Origin of the sequence: Methylobacterium sp. J-070 (assembly GCF_022829385.1) — a bacterium.
Classification (GTDB): domain Bacteria; phylum Pseudomonadota; class Alphaproteobacteria; order Rhizobiales; family Beijerinckiaceae; genus Methylobacterium.
Map to the genome: position 1 here is coordinate 23,693 of NZ_JAKSXX010000274.1, position 16,727 is coordinate 40,419.

Annotated in this window: 14 protein-coding genes and 1 pseudogene; 13 read left to right on the top strand and 2 right to left on the bottom strand. The window is 71.4% G+C overall.

Annotated features, from left to right (window positions below):
* Window positions 1-7: 7 nt before the first annotated feature.
* Genes MKL01_RS31045 through MKL01_RS31065 form a run of 5 tightly spaced genes read left to right on the top strand, consistent with a single transcriptional unit; the run spans window position 8 to window position 7,664 of the window.
* Window positions 8-2,317 (top strand): cellulose biosynthesis cyclic di-GMP-binding regulatory protein BcsB, encoded by a 2,310-nt coding sequence (locus MKL01_RS31045; RefSeq protein WP_243909031.1) that lies wholly within the window; start codon window positions 8-10, stop codon window positions 2,315-2,317.
* A gap of 32 nt (window positions 2,318-2,349) precedes the next feature.
* A complete protein-coding gene (locus MKL01_RS31050; protein WP_409566387.1) occupies window positions 2,350-3,426 on the top strand; it encodes a glycosyl hydrolase family 8 in 1,077 nt (358 codons plus the stop codon).
* Window positions 3,411-5,291: a hypothetical protein gene (locus tag MKL01_RS31055; protein WP_243909033.1), complete on the top strand. Its 1,881-nt coding sequence runs from the start codon at window positions 3,411-3,413 to the stop codon at window positions 5,289-5,291. Before MKL01_RS31050 ends, MKL01_RS31055 begins: the two co-directional genes overlap by 16 nt.
* On the top strand, window positions 5,288-6,298 hold the full coding sequence (gene bcsN, locus MKL01_RS31060) for a cellulose biosynthesis protein BcsN (protein WP_243909034.1): 1,011 nt from the start codon (window positions 5,288-5,290) through the stop codon (window positions 6,296-6,298). Before MKL01_RS31055 ends, bcsN begins: the two co-directional genes overlap by 4 nt.
* 7 nt (window positions 6,299-6,305) lie before the next feature.
* Window positions 6,306-7,664, top strand: a complete 1,359-nt coding sequence (locus tag MKL01_RS31065) for a response regulator (protein ID WP_243909035.1) — start codon at window positions 6,306-6,308, stop codon at window positions 7,662-7,664.
* Between the two features lie 389 nt (window positions 7,665-8,053).
* Here MKL01_RS31065 and MKL01_RS31070 read toward each other — a convergent pair whose 3' ends face one another.
* Both MKL01_RS31070 and MKL01_RS31075 read right to left on the bottom strand, forming a co-directional pair.
* Entirely contained in the window at window positions 8,054-8,320 is a 267-nt protein-coding gene (locus tag MKL01_RS31070) for a hypothetical protein (RefSeq protein ID WP_243909036.1), read from the bottom strand.
* Between the two features lie 581 nt (window positions 8,321-8,901).
* Entirely contained in the window at window positions 8,902-9,393 is a 492-nt protein-coding gene (locus tag MKL01_RS31075; protein WP_243909037.1) for a helix-turn-helix domain-containing protein, read from the bottom strand.
* Between the two features lie 529 nt (window positions 9,394-9,922).
* Here MKL01_RS31075 and MKL01_RS31080 point away from each other — a divergent pair.
* From MKL01_RS31080 to MKL01_RS31115, 8 genes and pseudogenes are all read left to right on the top strand, one after another.
* On the top strand, window positions 9,923-10,579 hold the full coding sequence (locus MKL01_RS31080; RefSeq protein WP_243909038.1) for a hypothetical protein: 657 nt from the start codon (window positions 9,923-9,925) through the stop codon (window positions 10,577-10,579).
* A gap of 244 nt (window positions 10,580-10,823) precedes the next feature.
* On the top strand, window positions 10,824-10,979 hold the full coding sequence (locus MKL01_RS31085) for a hypothetical protein (protein WP_243909039.1): 156 nt from the start codon (window positions 10,824-10,826) through the stop codon (window positions 10,977-10,979).
* Between the two features lie 454 nt (window positions 10,980-11,433).
* Window positions 11,434-12,402: a hypothetical protein gene (locus MKL01_RS31090; protein WP_243909040.1), complete on the top strand. Its 969-nt coding sequence runs from the start codon at window positions 11,434-11,436 to the stop codon at window positions 12,400-12,402.
* A 77-nt stretch (window positions 12,403-12,479) separates the two neighbouring features.
* On the top strand, window positions 12,480-12,899 hold the full coding sequence (locus tag MKL01_RS31095; protein WP_243909041.1) for a hypothetical protein: 420 nt from the start codon (window positions 12,480-12,482) through the stop codon (window positions 12,897-12,899).
* 44 nt (window positions 12,900-12,943) lie between these two features.
* Window positions 12,944-13,450 (top strand): annotated as a pseudogene (locus tag MKL01_RS31100) (metallophosphoesterase); the annotation flags it as partial.
* A gap of 94 nt (window positions 13,451-13,544) precedes the next feature.
* Window positions 13,545-13,736, top strand: coding sequence for a hypothetical protein (locus MKL01_RS31105; RefSeq protein ID WP_243909061.1), 192 nt, complete (start codon window positions 13,545-13,547; stop codon window positions 13,734-13,736).
* Window positions 13,737-13,802: 66 nt separating this feature from the next.
* Complete coding sequence (locus tag MKL01_RS31110; RefSeq protein WP_243909042.1) at window positions 13,803-15,749, top strand: AAA family ATPase; 1,947 nt, start codon at window positions 13,803-13,805, stop codon at window positions 15,747-15,749.
* Complete coding sequence (locus MKL01_RS31115) at window positions 15,746-16,714, top strand: hypothetical protein (RefSeq protein ID WP_243909043.1); 969 nt, start codon at window positions 15,746-15,748, stop codon at window positions 16,712-16,714. Before MKL01_RS31110 ends, MKL01_RS31115 begins: the two co-directional genes overlap by 4 nt.
* Window positions 16,715-16,727 lie beyond the last annotated feature (13 nt).

Here is a 16,727-nt window from a genome sequence, read left to right on the forward strand (position 1 = left end):
GAATCCTATGCGCAACGGTCTCCGCCCGGCTCTCGCGGCCACCCTTCTCACCTGCGCGGCGGGGGCCTCGGCCCAATCCTTCTCGGGGGCCGGACCGGCCCCGGTTCTGATGCTGCCCTCGACCGAACGGGCGGCGACCGTCACCCCGGTCGAGCTGGCTGCCGCCGCGCGGCCGGTTCCGGCCGGCGCAGCCGAGACCGGCCCGACCCTCCGCCGGCTGCCCGCGATCGCGGCGCCGATGCGGCTCTGGGGCGAGAACGGCCGCCTGAGCTTCCCACTCTACGTCACCGAGGCGGAGGCGCGGGCCGGTGGCCGGTTCCAGGTCGGCTACGTGGCCGCGGTCTCGATCCTACCTGAGACCGCGCGGCTGACGTTCAGTCTCAACGGCATCGAACTGGGGAGCGCCGCCATTGACGGAGCCAAGGGTGCCCGCAGCCTCGGCTTCGACGTGCCGCCGGGGGTGATGTCCCGGGGCTTCAACCGAATCGACATCGCGGTGGCGCAGCGCCACCGCGTCGACTGCTCCATTCCGGCGACCTACGAGCTATGGACACAGATCGATCCCGCGACGACTGGCCTGCTGGCGAAGTCCGAAGGGCCGTCCGATCCCGCCGACCTCCCGGCGATCCGGGGCGGACCCGACGGGGCAGTGCCAATCCGCCTGATCCAGACCGGTGAGAAGCTGAGCCTGCGCACCGTTGAGCGGGGACTCGCTGCGCTTCAGGCCACCGTCCTGGCCGGCCGGTTCATTCAGCCGGTGGCGGATTTCGGCCCGACCGCCGAGGATGGCGACGGACTGGTGCTCGCGGTCGGTCGCGTGGCCGAACTCGCCGGGAGTGTTGATCTGGCGTCGCTCGGCCCTGTGACCGGGCCGCGCCTTGCGCTCCTGCCACGGACGGCGGAGCGCCGCCCCGTCCTGGTTTTGACCGGGCCGGAAGATGCCGATGTGACCGCCGCGCTTGCGCAGCTCAAGGAGCTGTCGCGGGCGGACCCACTCGGGACGCCACGAGGCCTGCGAGCGCTCGCCGATGCCGGCGGCCGCAGGGTCTCGGATGGGGAGACCCTCACCTTCGCGGAGCTCGGCATCCCCGACACGCACGTGGCCGCGCGCACCCATCGGATCGCCTTCGACCTCGCCCTGCCGCACGACTTCATGCCGGCGGACTACGACAAGCTGATCCTGGACCTGGACGCAGACTACCCGGCCGGCCTCGCGCCTGGCGCCCAGATCGTCGTGGAGATCAACGGCGCGAACGCGGCGAGCGCGCCACTGGGTCGCCCGGGCGGAGAGGCGATGAACCGCCGCGCGGTGTTCCTGCCGCTGCGGCTGCTCCGTCCGGGTTTCAATCGGATCGCGATCCGCGCCGAGTTGCCGCGCACCGATGACTTGGCCTGCGCGGACGAGACGGGGGTCCCCACGGAGCGACTGTTCCTCGCCGGCTCGAGCCGCTTGACCATCCCGCCGCTGGCGCGGGTCGGCCGGCAGCCCGAGATCGCCGAGACCGTCGCCGAGGCCTTCCCCTACGCCGGCTCGGCCCGACGCCCGACCCTCGTCGTCCCGGCCCCGGATCGCGACACCATGGCGGCCGCGGCGACGCTCGTGGCACGACTCGGTCTCGCCGCCGGCCGGGTGCTGCCCTTCGCGTTCGCCGCCGGCCGCGCCGCCATAACCGGACCGACCGTCTTCGTGTCAACTGCTAGGACCCTGGACGGAACCGTTCTGACCGCAGCAGGCCTCGATCCGCAAGCCTTGCTGGACGCCTGGGCCGACCATGAGGCAGCACCGTCACGGGAGAGCGGCCCCGCGTTGCGGCGCCGCGTGCTGCGCACCGACGGCATCGCGGCCTGCAGCTCGCTAGTGCCCCCGCTACCCGAGGGCGTGGCCGAGGCTGCCGCCAAGCCAGACGGGAAGCGGGGGGTGCGGACGGGCGGTCCAGTCCTGGCGGAGGCCGCCGCCCTCATCGCGCAGGGTATCACCGGGCCCGCCGAGGACGATCTGCTGACCCTGGTGACGGCCCCCACCGCCGCCAGCTTGCGGGAGGCGGTTGCGTGCCTCGTCCATCCACGGGTTTGGAAGCGGCCAGAGGGCCGCCTCACCGCGCTCTCGTCCATCGACGGCTCCGTGATCATCGAGGCTGCGGCGGAGCCCCGATACGTTGCCACGCTGCCACCCGCACCAGCCAATCTCCGCCGCGTCGCGTCGGGCTGGCTCTCTCTGCATGCCGGTCTCTACGGCCTGTTCGGCCTGCTGCTGGCGGGCGGTCTTGCTGGCTCAACTCAACTGCTCGTGCTCAACCTCGGTCGGAGATCGGAATGAGCGTCTTCGTGCGCGGCGGCGACATCCTGAGGATGGTCATGAGCATCCTGGCCATGACGTTCCTGGCCGTGAGCTTGGCCGAAGCAGCGACGGCCGGCCCCGCGCCGCCTCTCGCCGGGGCTCTCGGCAGCGGCGAGGCGTGGCGCGCCTACAAGGCCCGATTCATCACCGAGCAGGGCCGCGTGGTGGATACCGCCAACGGCGGCATCAGCCACAGCGAGGGCCAGGGCTACGGCATGCTGCTCGCCGTGGCGGCGGGCGACCGCGAGACGTTTGAGCGGATCTGGACTTGGACGCGGGCGAACCTGATGGTCCGCGACGACCAGCTCCTGGCGTGGCGCTGGGAGCCGGACAAGCGCCCCGCGGTCGCCGACATGAACGACGCCTCCGACGGCGACCTGCTCGTCGCTTGGGCGCTCACGGAGGCGACCGAGGCGTGGCACGATCCCTCGCACCGGGTTGCCGGCCGTCGGATCGCCGTCGAACTCGGGCGCAAGCTGATCCTACCGCGCACCCCGCAAGGCCCGCTGATCCTGCCGGCGGTGGCAGGCTTCTCCGCCGAGGAGCGTCCCGACGGTCCGGTGGTCAACCTATCGTACTGGATCTTCCCGGCCTTCGATCGCGTCTCGCTGCTCGCGCCTGAATTCGACTGGAGCGCGCTGGCGCGCAGCGGGCGCCGCCTGCTCGCGGCCGCACGCTTCGGAGCCGGCCGGCTGCCGGTTGAGTGGGTCTCGCTGTCCGGGTCCGCGCCCCGGCCCGCGGCCGGGTTCCCGGTTGAGTTCGGCTACAACGCCCTGCGCATCCCGCTCTACCTCGCGATGGCGGGCGTCACCGATCCGGACCTTTACGCGCCGTTTCTCGCCCTGTGGCAGAAGCCCGACACCGGCCTGACCCTGATCGAGACGGATACGGGCCGGATCGCGGCGCGGCTCACCGAGACCGGGTACGCCGCCATCCCGGCGCTCGCCGCCTGCGCGAGCCGCGGGGCGCCATTTCCGTCGGCTCTGATGCGCGTGCGAACCGACAGTGAGAACTACTACCCCGTCACCCTGCACCTGCTGGCCCTTGCGGCCCTGCGTTCGAGGTATCCGACATGCGCGCCGCGCTGATCCTCGCGGTCGCCTTGTTGGCCGGCGCGCCCGCCATCGCCGGGACCGCCGACGCCGCCAAGCCGGACGAGACCGCCCTGCGCTACTACGCGAGCCAGCATCAGCGCGCGCGGGTGGAGGCGGAGACCGAGCGGCTGCGACGGCGCTATCCGGGCTGGCAGCCGCCGGCCGATCTCTGGACCGCGCGCGCCGGTGGCGAGGATGAGGACGGGCTCTGGGACCTTCTCGCGGCCGGCCGCGATGCGGATCTCGGGACTGCGCTCGTCACCCGGGCCAAGGCTGAGCCGGGCTGGAAGCCATCGGCCGCGCTGCAGGCCGCCGTGGCTGCGCGCGCCCTGCGGCAGTCCTGTCTGTCCCTCGCCAGGACTAGCCGCTGGGCCGAACTCGCAATCTTCGCGGCGGGCCGCCGGTCCGAGATCGAGGCAGCCGACGCGGAGGTGGTCTGGGCCGCCGCCGAGGCTTACGGCCGGACGGAGCGCCAGGGACTGGCCCTTGACCTGCTCCGCGCCGTGCTCACCGCCGGCCGCTTCGGCCCAGAGGAGCGGCGGGTCAGTCTCCTGCGGGCGATGCAGATCCTGCCAATGTCCGACGTCGACCAACTCGCCGCGCTCGGGCCCTCTCGGGACCTCGACGCGATCCGCGTGGACCTCGTCCGCGGACGCATCGGCGCGGTGCTCCACGACGAGGCCGGCCAGTCCGTACCGCCCGAGGACCTCGCCGTTTTCCAGGCTTACGCGGAGACCGCGCCCGACCCCGATCAAGCGGCGCTCGTGGCTTGGCTCGCCTTCAAGCGGCACGACCTGCCCACCGCCCTCACCTGGTTCAAGCGCGCCATCGCCCGTGGCGGCGACGCCATGGTGGCGCACGGCCTGGCGCATACTCTGCGTCTCCTAGGCTTGCGCCGTGACGCGGAGGACGTAGCCTATGCGTGGCGCGAACCGCTGGTGAACAACACCCTGCTGTTCATCGATCTTCTCGAGGCGGATCTCACGCAGGAGGACCCGCCCGCTATCGAACCGGAACGCCTGAAGCGTTACGCCGAGGTCACCCTTGCCACGGCGTCGGGAGAGGGTGCGCAGGCGCTCGCCTGGTACGCTTACAACCGCTGCCAGTTCGACACGGCGCTCAGCTGGTTCCGGCGTGCCGTGGCGTGGTTCCCCAAGGAGGCTACGGTCTACGGCTACGCCCTGTCGCTGCGTCGGATGCATCAGGAGCGCACGTTTCTGGACGTCGTCAATCGTTACGACGGATTGTTCCCGCGGGTCGTCGGCCTCCTGTTTCAGTCAGCGGTCGGCCGACCGATGTCCTGCGAGACCGCCCCGACCCGGGTCGCCAGGACCGTCACAGGCCCGGTATCCGGCTATCTCGACCTCGCATCCCCGGTCGAAGCGGCGAAGAGCGGGCGCGTGCCGCAGCCCGACGAGGTCATCGCCAACCGTGCGTCGGCAGCCCCCGTGATCCGGCGCAGCGACTTTCCGGTCGCCGTGCTCATGGAGAACGACCTGCGCGCCGCGCCCACCAACAGTCCGGTCGCCGACGCTCACTGGTCCGACCGACCGCGGGGCAGGCCCCCGACTGTCGCCCGGCGCGTGCCCGGCATCGGGGTGATGCCTTACGAGCGCTACGGCTTCTCGCTGCTGCCGGCCTGGAACGGAGCCGAGCAAGCCAGTCAGCCCAGCGCCGCAGAGAGCCCTGCGCCACGCGGGACGCTCTGGGCGGACGAACGTGCCGCCCAGGCCGACGAGCCGGCGCGCGGCCAAGTACAGGCTCCTACAATCCCGGAGCGAGGCGCCCCGACGGCGACCGGTTCAATCGGCGCGCCGCAAGTGATGCGTAACCAGATCGTGCGAGAGAAGGCCCCGTGACGCTCACCATCCGCACATCCCTGGCCCTGGCGTTGACCGCCCTCGCCCTCGGCGCCTGTACGGCCCGCGACGAGGTGCGCTCCTCATCAGGCGGTGCACGCTATGCCAGCCTGGACGCAATCGCGGACGGGCGGCAACACTCCGCGCGGGCGACCGCACCGGCACGGCCAGCCACGCCGGTCGTCGTCCTGCCAGACTGGATCGGTCGCCCGGTGCGCCTGCAGGAGCGCGACGCCGCGGACGAGTTCGAGCAATCCGTGTCGCTAAGCCTCGCGCAGCGCGGCGGAACACGGGAGAACCTCGTGCTGCTGCGCATGTTTCACACGGAAGCCGGCGCCGAGGTGTTGAGTGGGGATCTCGTTCCCGGCGGACGGCCGACCGAGGCCGGGATTCGCGCAGAATTGGCGGCGGCCTTCCCGGGCACGGTGATGCACGTCGTGACGCACCCCGCCGCGAATGCCTACGGACCCTACGGGCTCGCGGTTGGACGGACAGCGGGGGGCGCCCGCTGCCTGTATGCCTGGCAATGGATCGCGGCGGCGCCGGAACTCGACCCGGCGTCCAGAGGGTCCGCCTCGCTATCGCTTCGGGTCAGGCTTTGTCGCGACGACATCCCGCTTGACGCGATGGCGGCGGCAGTGAACCAGATCAAGCTCGTGACGCGTTACGAGGGGTCCCCCATGATCGGGACACCGGCTCCTCGCGCCCCCTCGGCGGCGCGCTGGCACGCGCGACCCCGCACCGTCGTCGGGTCGCCGGACCCGGCATCAGTCGGGACCGCCGGGCAGGCCGCCACCCTGCCGGCGGGCCGGCGCTACCTGGGTATACCCGACGCGGCCGCAACTCCGGACGATGGGCGAGCCCTCCGGGATGCCGGACCCGGCCCGGCGGCGCTGAGCCGGGCCTTCGTCGGCGCCCAGCCCCCCGCTCCGGCCGAGGCGATCGTCGCGGACCTGCCGCCGGAGGCGCTCCGCGGCCCGGTCGCTCGTGCCGCGGCCCGCCCATGAGGACCGCATGACCGACCGAATCCTGCTGGTCGAGGACGACCCCGGTTCGCGCGACCTGATCGGCACCTTGCTCACGGCCCGAGGCTACGCGCTCGACAGCGCGGCCGACGGCTTCCTGGGGCTGCGCCAGTTGAGTGAGCGCCGCCACGGCATCGTGTTGATCGACTATCACCTGCCCGAGATGGATGGCTACGCCCTCGCGCGACTGATGCGCGAGATCATGGGCGCGCATGGCCACGTCCGCCTCGTGGGGATCACGGCCGACCGCCACGGGCTCGCCTCCCGCCGCGGCGCGGACGCGCTGTTCGACGCGATCCTGGTCAAACCGATCGAGCCCGAGCTGCTCTACGCCACCCTCGACCGCCTGCGAGAACAAGATGAGCCGCCAGCGGCGCCGGTCGCCGTGGAGTTGCCGGCCGAGGCGCTCTGGCGCCGACGCGGAATGGCTGGACGACCGCGGGCCGTCCTGTACCCGGATCTCGGCGCCGAGGCCATCGCCGCCGTGAGCCACGCCTTTGTCGTCGGCCCCGTTGAGGACGCCGAGGTTATCCTGATTGGCGCAGAAGACGGCCTCGCGCAGCTCCGAGCCCTCCCAGCCTGCAGCCCCGGACATCTTCTGCCCGCCATCGACCTCACCGATCGTTTCGAGCGAGGCTGCGACGCGACTTTCCGGGTGAACGACCCGAAGGCGTGGACTGGGCTGGCAGAGATCTGTCGCGCCTTTGGCGAGCGCCGCACGGGGCTCGCCGCGACCATCCGGAGTAGCGATGCAGCCGCCTGCCAGTTACTCGCCTGGCTTTATGTCGGTGAGCGCAGCCTACCCTTGTCCGCCAATAGAGTGCCGGCAACCATCCTGGCGGCCGGGCTCGCACACAGCGCGGCGATGGCGGCTATACTGTCTCTGAAAGAGCAAGATCTGGTGGCGTGCGAACCGGCCGAGGGGGGACTTTTGGTACGACTAACCTCAGCCGGGCTATCTGCCGCGACGGCTGGCATGCCCGCCGCCGCGACCCTGTTGCCAGATTCCAACCCGGACCCAATCCGCAACCAGGAACGGGTCCAACGCCTCCGGGAGGCGATCGGCGCGGCTGAGGTAGAGCGCCTGACCAGTGAGCTATGCGTGCGGATCGAATCTGCGTTCCCGACCGAGGCGACACGCCCGCTTATCGCGCAGGAAGCGCACGCACTGATCGCCATGGCCGGCAGCCTCGGCTATACGCGCTTGGCAACAGCGTGCCGGACCCTCGAAGCTGCCGCCTCGTCGGGAGCGGACGAGACGGCAGCCCTTCGACAAGCTAAGCTGGCGATTGCTGATGTTCTCCGGATGCGATCCGCCGCGCGAACCTCTGAACTCGCTGCGCCATGAACTGCATCTATGCGAATGGTCGGTTGCAGCTGGTAACGTCCGCTTACGGAACAACGTCACAGCCAGCTGAATGACCGCGATGGGCGCTAAGCCGAAGGTCTGCTTCCAGGCGCTGATCCAACTACCGTTCGCGACCCGACGCAGTCGTTCGCGATCAACCCAGCTGACCCTATAAGCGGACGTAGCAGAGCCCTGGAGGCCCGCATGCTCGTTGTGCTCGGCGGACTACCCGGCATAGGCAAGACGACCCTGGCGAAGGCCCTCGCGCGTCCGGCGCCGTGCCGTGTGGATCTTCTGCGGCACGGCGTAGTCCACGTCCGCCCCGAACGCCCCCTCCACCACGTTCAGGTAAGCTGCCGCTTCGGGACGGCTCCCGACCGAGCCATGCTTCAACGGTCGGACGCACGCGTCCCGGCGTATTCCTCGGTCAGGGCGGCAAGGGTGGTGATCAATTGACCCGCCGTATCCTCCAGCCGCGGATCCGGATCATGGGCCGTCCTCAGGAAGGCCGCGAACTCGCCTAGGTCGAGCACGCCCTTCTGCCCCAGGAAATCGACGAGGGCGCCGACCAACTGCGGAACAGCCTGATCGACCGCGATCTCCAGACCGTCGAGCCGCAGGTCCGATCCCGCTACGTGCGCTTGCCTCTCTGCCATGATCCCGTGCTCCTGTCCGGTGAATCCGATGCGTACGTCGATGGCCGCGCAAGCAGGATTCGGCCAAGCCTCGCATATGACAAGCGGGCCGCCTCCGAGTTCGGGATCGTGCCCTTTCGCCTCTCGCTATCCGAATGGAAGCGAGGGTAGCGGGCGGTCGGGAGGGGCCGTGCAACCCCGGCGACCGCCATGATCCTTCCCGGGTCGGATGCGATCCGAGTTATCGGGACGGGCATGGCGCGAAGAATGTTGCCGGCGCGAATTCCGGGGCCTCCCACCCCTTCGCAGCCCGGCCCTGGCGGAATGCGAGCGTGGCCGGTGGCGGCCCTCGAAGCGACGCAACGCGGCCCGCCCATTCATCGGAAACCCGCGTCAACGGTCCGCGAAATCGCGGATTGGCCCGCTGGCCCCTGCGAACGCGATGGCTCGCGAGCGAGTGCGTTCGGACTGACGCACGGTCGCGACCGCCGACGCTCGCGAGACGTCGAACCCGCGACCGGGTTATCCGAGACCCGCGCGGCCAGGCTCGCCCGCCGGCGAAGGCGGCGGCCTTCCGCGGCCGGACGGCGACGGTCGAGCGATCACGCCCGTGACCTGACGGCGTTCCGCGGACGCCCCCTGGGGCGACGCTCGGACGTCCCAGGCGCGTCGTGCGTTCCCTCGCCCTCCGAGATCCTGTCGGAACCCCGGGATTGGCGCTCCCTGCGCCGACGGATCCTGTCTTCCGCCTCCGAGCGCGTCGAGCGAACGACGACGCCGACGAAACGGGGGCCCGCCACGAAGCGCACGCCGGCTTCGCGAAGCGCGACAGCCATCCGGTTAACCAGCGATGCCTTGATGTCGACCGCACCATTCTCGTAGTCGTTGATGGATTTTTTCGAGACGTTGGCCAGCTCATGAAGCTCTTGTTGGGAAAAACCCAACAACATTCGGGCCGCCTGGCAAAGATATCCAGGGACTTTCTGTTCGACCGGAAAGTCCTCGGCATCCGCGATATCCGCGTTCGACGGCGGCTGTGACGACGCATGGAAGATCCTGATTCCGAGAACGCCGTTCCAATCGAAGTCAGACATAGCCTTTTCCGCCGAGCGGCCCGAGCGTGGCATGAAGCCGTCCGCCGTCGGCGGATACGCCGCGGTCGGCGAGCGTCCCATCACTATCCGATTCGGGCCGGCGTGCGACCCCTCGAGATGTCGCGCTCGTGCCGTTCCGGGCACGCGATGGCCGGCGACGGGCAGGGCCGTGGATCGGCGATATGCATCCGGCCCCAATGACCCGGACGCCCGCAGGGTCAACCCAGCAGTTCTCCACCGCGCGACGGGCTGGACAAACTTATATCATTGGTATAATAAAGACCCGGTCAGCGTGGGGGCGTCCCGGGAGGTCCGAAGGATGAGAGTGGGTGTCTTCTCCGACGATGCCGCAGGTCCTGCCACGGCAGCCGCGGTCGCGTCCGGCATGGCGTCCGTCCGCAGCCGGGTCGAGCTCGTTCCGAACCCGGCTCCGTCAAGCCCCGGTTGCGGACGGCCCGCGTTCCTGCCAGCCGCACGTCCCTGCCACGGCGGGGGAGCGGCGGCCGGCCGGGAAGACGAAGGCGACACCGTGTTCGTCCTGCCGCTGGAGCGTCTCGAGGACCGGGACCTGCGCGCCACGCTGGACGTCGTGCTGACCGTCGGTCAGGAGCGGGAGGCGGCGACCCGAGCCCTGCGAGCGGCCCGTTACGATGCGGGAACGCCTGCCGGCGCACTTGCCGGCGGCGAGCATTCGCACGCTGTCCCGCCGTGGTTCCTGCCCTGGTCCGGCCAGGTCGACCTCAGGACGAAGGCGACGCTGTCCGCGTCCAGGACGCTGCGTCTCCCGTTCGCGACGCGCACCGTGCCGTTCACGATGCCCCGACCGGATCGTGCCGGGCATCCGGTCCCGGCCGGCGGCGCGATGCCGCCAACCTCGCCGCGTACGGCTGTCCTCCTCGCCTCGCTCGTGACGGCGATCGCCGCCGATCCCCATGCGGCCAGGATCGACGCCGGGACCCTCGGTGAGTTGATGGCCGCGCGCGATTTCGAGCGCGAACGTCGAATCAGCGACCGACTTCGCGCGCTCTGCGTCGAGTTCGAGCGCCTCGACGCCGTCGCCGCGATGCCGCGAGGGATGCCCGTGCCACCGGGGAGAACGGCCATCCCGAGGCCGACGCGCCTTCGCGGACCCTCGCGACGGTGCGTGGATGATCCGCCCAGGGCGAGGTCCCCCGTTTTTCAGTGAGATTCGCCCGCCCGATCCATCGCACCCGAGAGGCCACGGTCCCATGGTTGCCAAGACGATGCCGAATCCCGCCGGCCGGCGGCCTCGCCGGAAAACGCGAGCCTATGAGCCGCCATTTCCCGGATCCCGTATCGGGTCTGAGCGGCGGAGGCGCCGGGAGAGGGCCGGCCAGCGTCGGCGGATCCCGGGGGCGGTCGACCGTGGGGCCGCCTCGCCGCCGGCCCGGACGCAGGAGGAGGTCGACATGGAACTCCTCGATGGCCGCTTCGACGAGATCCTGGATGTCGACTTCGACGATGCGCACGTGGAGGTGCAGCAATACACGGAAAACGGATCTGCTTACCTGAGGGAGAGGTCGTCGGTGCTTGGATCTTTGTCCGAGGACGGCGGGACGATCTAGGATGAGGCGAGCTCGACGCGCCCGCCCAGTTTCCCGACCCCGGGCGAGCGGCGGTCGGAGGATCCTCGGGACCGGCGCCGCGCCGGGTCGCGCGTGCCAGGCACGTGCATCCCGCAGATAGCGGGAACGCGAGAGACGACCCCACGGTACCGGGCGCCGAGTGGGCTCGCGGCGCATGTGCTCGGACCGACATGCCGGATCGAGGATACGGAGCCGCTCGACGAGCCTCGATCCCGGATCGATCGCGCGCGGTGATCCATGGGAGGCGGATTGCCGGGCGACGCGCGACATCGGTCGCGCCCTCTGACCTCCTGGTCCCGACGTCGAAGCCCGGTCTTCCGCTTGCGCGGCCTGCGCCCGCTCGCCGCTTTCACCCTCGATATGGAGACGGCCCCTGATCACCGCATTCTTCGGCTCGGCCGACCGCATCCAGGCCACGTACGCCGCACTCCTCATGGCCGACGGCTACGGCATCGTCGGGGAGCCCGTAACGCTGCTGCGGATCACGCTTCCCGGCGAACCGCCGCTGCCGCGACGGCGGATCACGGAGAGCGGGTTGAGCGTCCTGGAACTCGAGGCCCGGGACGAGGGCTCGCTGGCCGAACTCGTTCTCGGGCAGGCCGCGGCCGCCGAGGACGACTTGGTCCTCGACCTGCCTGGGCTCGCCCTGGGATACCCCTCGCTGCGGGAGCGGGTCGACGCGCCCGTCATGCCCGTCGGGGCGACGCCGCTGCACGAGTACCTCGCCGCGGTGGCCATCGCCACCGCAAGCCCGGCGGCGCACGACGGTCCCGCGATGGGCGTGCCGTGGCTTCTCGGGTGCGGGCGCAGCGGCGGGGTTTCCGCGGCCGACGCCTTCGCGCGGGCGATGCGCAGGCACGCGGACCTCGCGCCGCGACCGGAGCGCGTGCGCACGCTGCCCATGACGGTGCCGGCCCTCAGCCGCGGCGAGGCCGAACGCATCCTGGAGGGCGACCGCACCGCGCGGAGCCTGACGATCTCGCTCGCGCTCCTCGCGGTGTTGAGGGTCGCGGGCGCGCTCGGGAGCGCCGCTACGGTCGACCTGGCCGCCTACGCGAAAGCGTTGGGTGAGGACGCCGAGAGGGCGACGGCCCCCGACACGCGGGAGGCGGGCGAGCGCCTGCTCGACCTCGCGGACGCGCTCAACGGCATCCAGGACCGCGTCAGCCCGACCCTGGAGGACCTCGAGGCCGCACCCCGGTTGGAGCGTTGGTCGGTGGCGACCCGGCAGGTCCGCGTCCTTACCGGCGAGGTCTACGGGCATCCAAATTTCGCGAACGGTCGACGCATCTCGACGAGCGACCTCTACGCCACCGACGGCAAGACCTGGGCCCGCTCGCTGTCGCGCTGGTTCGCCCTGGGCGAGCCGGCTCGGAAGGGTGCCGGGTCGGCGTTCCACTGACCGAGGCGGACGCGTTCGGCGAACCCGGGATGCCGCGAGGTGACGGGACGGCCCGACCGAAGAGGCTTGGAGGCATCATGCGCAGCAGCGACCGTGACGACCCGACCGCGGGGACGGCGGCCCATCCGTCGCGGCAGCACGACCCGCTGACCCTGTGGCGGACCGTGCGCCTGCACGACATCGCGGCCGTCTCGCTCGCGGAGGTCCGGCGCGCTCTCTCGGGCGCCGTACTCGTCCACCATCGGGCCTGGCCGGCGGCCCGCCGCGGCGACGCCGCGGCCGCGATCGCGGTGACGCTCGACCTGACGCGGGGGCTCAAGCCTTCCGCCGCCGTCGTCGATCTCGCGCTCTCGTCCGTGCTCGTGCCCGCCTGGCTGGGCGATCCCGCGGCCGAGGCCGTCCTCGCCCACGTGCTCGCCGCCCTGCCGCCGCTGCGCGCGCGGCCGGGAGGTGCGGGACGCCGCCGACCGACCCGGCCCCGGCCGCCGCGGCGGTGACCCCGATCCCCGTACCGCCCGTCCACGCCCGGGAGCCCGACGCGATGAAGATCTGGATCCTCAGCGACCTGCACCGCGACGTCTCGCGATCGCCCTGGAACCCGGCCCGCATCCCCGATGCCGACGTGGCGGTCGTTGCGGGCGACGTCGGGAGCGGGCTGGTCGAGACGATCGCGTGGCTGGGCCGGACTGTCCGGCCGGCGATGCCCGTCGTCGTCGTCCCGGGCAACCACGAGTTCTATGGCAGCTCCATCGAGGACGAGCGCGCGCGAGGACGGTCGGCCGCCGGGCAGTTCGGCGTGACGCTGCTCGATGACGATACGGTCGAGCTGGCCGCCGCGACGTTCTCCGGCGGGACGCTCTGGACCGACTACGCCCTCGACGGCGCCGGGCGTCGGCCCGGCGCGATGCTGGCCGCCCGGATCGGCCTCAACGACCACCGCCGCATCGCCATCTCGAACCGTCCCGCACGCGTCCCGTTCGGTCCCGAGGACGCGGCCACCCTGCACTGGATCACCCGGCGGCACCTCGATCTCGCGCTCGGGGTCGCGGACCCGCCGGAGCGCCGCGTCCGCCCCCACGTCGTCGTGACGCACCACGCCCCCGAGCCGAGGATCGCTCGACCCGCGCTTCGTCGGCAGCGCGTTGAACCCGGCGTTCGCGTCCGACCTCGCCGGGCTCATCGACGCCGGGCGGCCGGACCTCTGGATTCACGGCCACGTCCATGCCTGCACCGACCACCGCGTCGGCGCGACCCGCATACTGTGCAACCCGCGCGGCTACGACCGGGAGAACGGTCGTTTCGACCCGGCCCTCGTCGTCGAGGTGCCGTCGTAGCCCCGCCCGTCGGCCCTTCCCCGACCCTTCGCCCACGCCCGACGTCCATCCACCGACAGGATCCCCATGTCGTCACTCGCCTTCCTAAGGGACGATTTCCTCGATCTTGAGACCGGCGAGTCCGGCTACGACGTTCGCCGACCGTCCACCGAGACCTTGGCGGCGTTCGCCTTGGAGGAGGCCCTGTCGGTCGCCGAGCGCCGCCGCATCGCCCGGGACACCTACTTCGCCCTAGTGATCCAGGTCCCGTCGGAGGCCTGGGTCGAGCCCGTATGCGACGCCTGTCGTCGGCTGACCGAATGGTCCCACGTCGTGGCCCGGGCCGGCTCGCCACGCGGCGGGCTCAGGCCCGACCTCGGCAACGAGACGGTCGCCGAGAGGCTCTCCCAGGGCGGTCGCGTGCTCGGCGTTTCGCAAGCGCCCGACCGGTACCTGCCCTCCGCCCTCGTCGGCGCGGCGGATCTACGCGTGCGGCTGGTCGGTGCGACGGACACGGTCGTCGCGCGCGCCGTCCGCGCCGCCACCGGCAGATGCCCTCGCATCGTCCCGCCCGGCGCAGCGCGAGGTCTGGACTACTTCGAGGTCGCCGCCGCACTCCGCGGCCGGACCGCGCGGGAGTGCCTCGGGCGCCTCGCCGCTGCCGTGCGGGCCAAGGCGACCGTCGACCCGTCCGTCGCCGAGGCGCCCGCGTTCGCCACCCTGACGGGCTTCGGGGAGGCGCACGCGTGGGGTTCGCGCTTCCTGCGCGAACTGGAAACGTGGAGGGAGACCGGCGCACCCGCGTTCCAGCGGATCGAGCGACACCTGGCCCTGGGATCCGCGCCGGGTTTGGGCAAGTCCACCTTCGTGCGGGCGCTCGCGAAGGCGGCGGACCTGCGGCTCGTCCAGACCTCCGTCGGATCCTGGTTCAGCGCGTCGGACGGCTATCTCGGGGGCGTCCTGCGCGCCTGGGAGACCACTTACGCGAGCGCATGCGCAGCCGCACCTAGTATTTTATTCCTCGACGAGGCGGATGCGCTTCCGAGCAGGGAATCGCTCACCGACCGCGGAAGGGATTTTTGGACCCCCGTGTGCACGAGCGTGCTGCTCGGTATCGATGGCCTGAACGCACCCGGCAGCCCGGAGGTGTGCGTGATCGCCGCCACCAACTTCTCCGAGCGGCTCGATCCCGCGCTCGTCAGGCCGGGGCGGCTGGGACGCGTGATCCGCATCCATCCTCCTTCCGCACCCGAACTGGCGGCCATCATGCGCCAGCACCTCGACGACGGCGAGCTTCCCGGTCAGGACCTGACCCCGGTCGGCGAATTGGCGCTTGGCGGAACCGGCGCCCAGGTCGTCGGATGGATCTCGCAGGCGCGGGCCGCGGCGCGGGCCGCCGGACGCCCGATGCAGGTCGCCGATCTCGCGTACCGGATCGCCCCGCCCGACCGCTCGACGACGGCCGAGCGCCGCCTCAGGGCGGTCCACGAGGCGGGGCACGCCATCGGGTTCGAGCTCCGCGGCGCCGCGTACGTCAAGCAGGTCGATCTCGTCCCGCGACCCGACTCGTCGGGCGCCACGAGCATCAACAACCGGCTCGGGACCTCGCCGACCCGGACGGAGATCGAGAACCTCGTCGTGGCGCTTCTGTGTGGCCGCGCGGCGGAGACCGTCCTCATCGGCGAGCCGAGCGCCGGGGCGGGCGGCGATGCCCAATCCGACCTCGCGCGGGCCACGGCCCTGGTCGCCGGGTGCCACGGCACATACGGGCTCGGCGAGGCAGTGGCCTACCGCGGCCCGATCCACGAGGTGACGAGTCGTCTCGCCCTCGACCCCGTCCTGCTGGCCGCGGTGGAGGTCGATCTCGCGCGACTGAACGGCGAGGCGCTGCGTCTCATCGAGGCGCACCGAACCCTCGTCGAGACCGTGGCGGAGCGGCTGCTCGCGGAGCGCGTCCTATCCGGTGACGCCCTGCGCGCGATCATGAACGCCGTGCCGCCGTCCGTCGCCGCCCGGTCCGGGGGCGCGGCATGACACGGCATGTCTTTCCGACGCGGCAGGCCTTTCCGCTTCCGGCCGCCGAGGCCACTCCGGATGAAGCCGTCCGCCTCGAAACTCGGCACCCCACGCAGCCCATGCCGCTGCGGCTCTGGGTCCTGTCGGATCTGCGGGTCGACCTCAACCCCTTCGAACTGGACGCCGCACCGCCCCGTTTCGACGCCGCCGTCGTCGCCGGCGGGATCTGCCCGGGTCTCTGCGACGCGGTGCTCTGGCTGGCCCGCGCGCTCGACGGCCGCCGGGACGACCGCCCCGTCATCCTGGTGCCGGGGCCGGTCGAGTTCTGCGACGGCGTTCCGGTCGGCGAGGCGCTCGCGCGAGCCGTCCCGCTCGCCCGGGAACTCGGCATCACGCTGCTGCACGACACGTCCATTCGCCTCGGGGATCCGGAGACGAGCGGCGTCCATATCCTTGGCGCGACGCTGTGGCCGGATTTCGCCGTCGACGGGACGGCGAACAGTAGGGAGGCCCGCGCCCACGCGCGCCATCGCTGGTCGATCAAGGACCTCGCGAGCAGCGCGCCCGGCATTCCCTTCCTCCCGCACGACGCCGCGGGTGCCCATCATCGGTCGCGTGCGTACATCGAGGACGCGCTCTCCGCCGTCGTCGTCGGTTCGGGAGGCTACGGCAGCGTGGCCGCTTCGGTGATCCCGAGCATCCTCACCGGCGACCGGGTCGTTGTCGCGACGGCGTATCCGCCGTCGCGGTCGTGTCTGCCGCCGGATTTGGCGGAGCCCCTCCTCGATCCGTGGCGGGTCAACTGGCACGCCTCGGATCTCGACGCGGTGATGCAGGCGTGGGGCGCCCCGGCGGTCTGGGTCCACGGCAACGTGCCGGCGGTCCTCGACAGGCGCATCGGGCGCACCCGCGTGGTCAGCAATCCTCGGAACCGCGGGGACCCGACCTCGGGCTTCGAGCCCTTTCGGACCATTCTCGTCTGACTTCGGAGAGCCG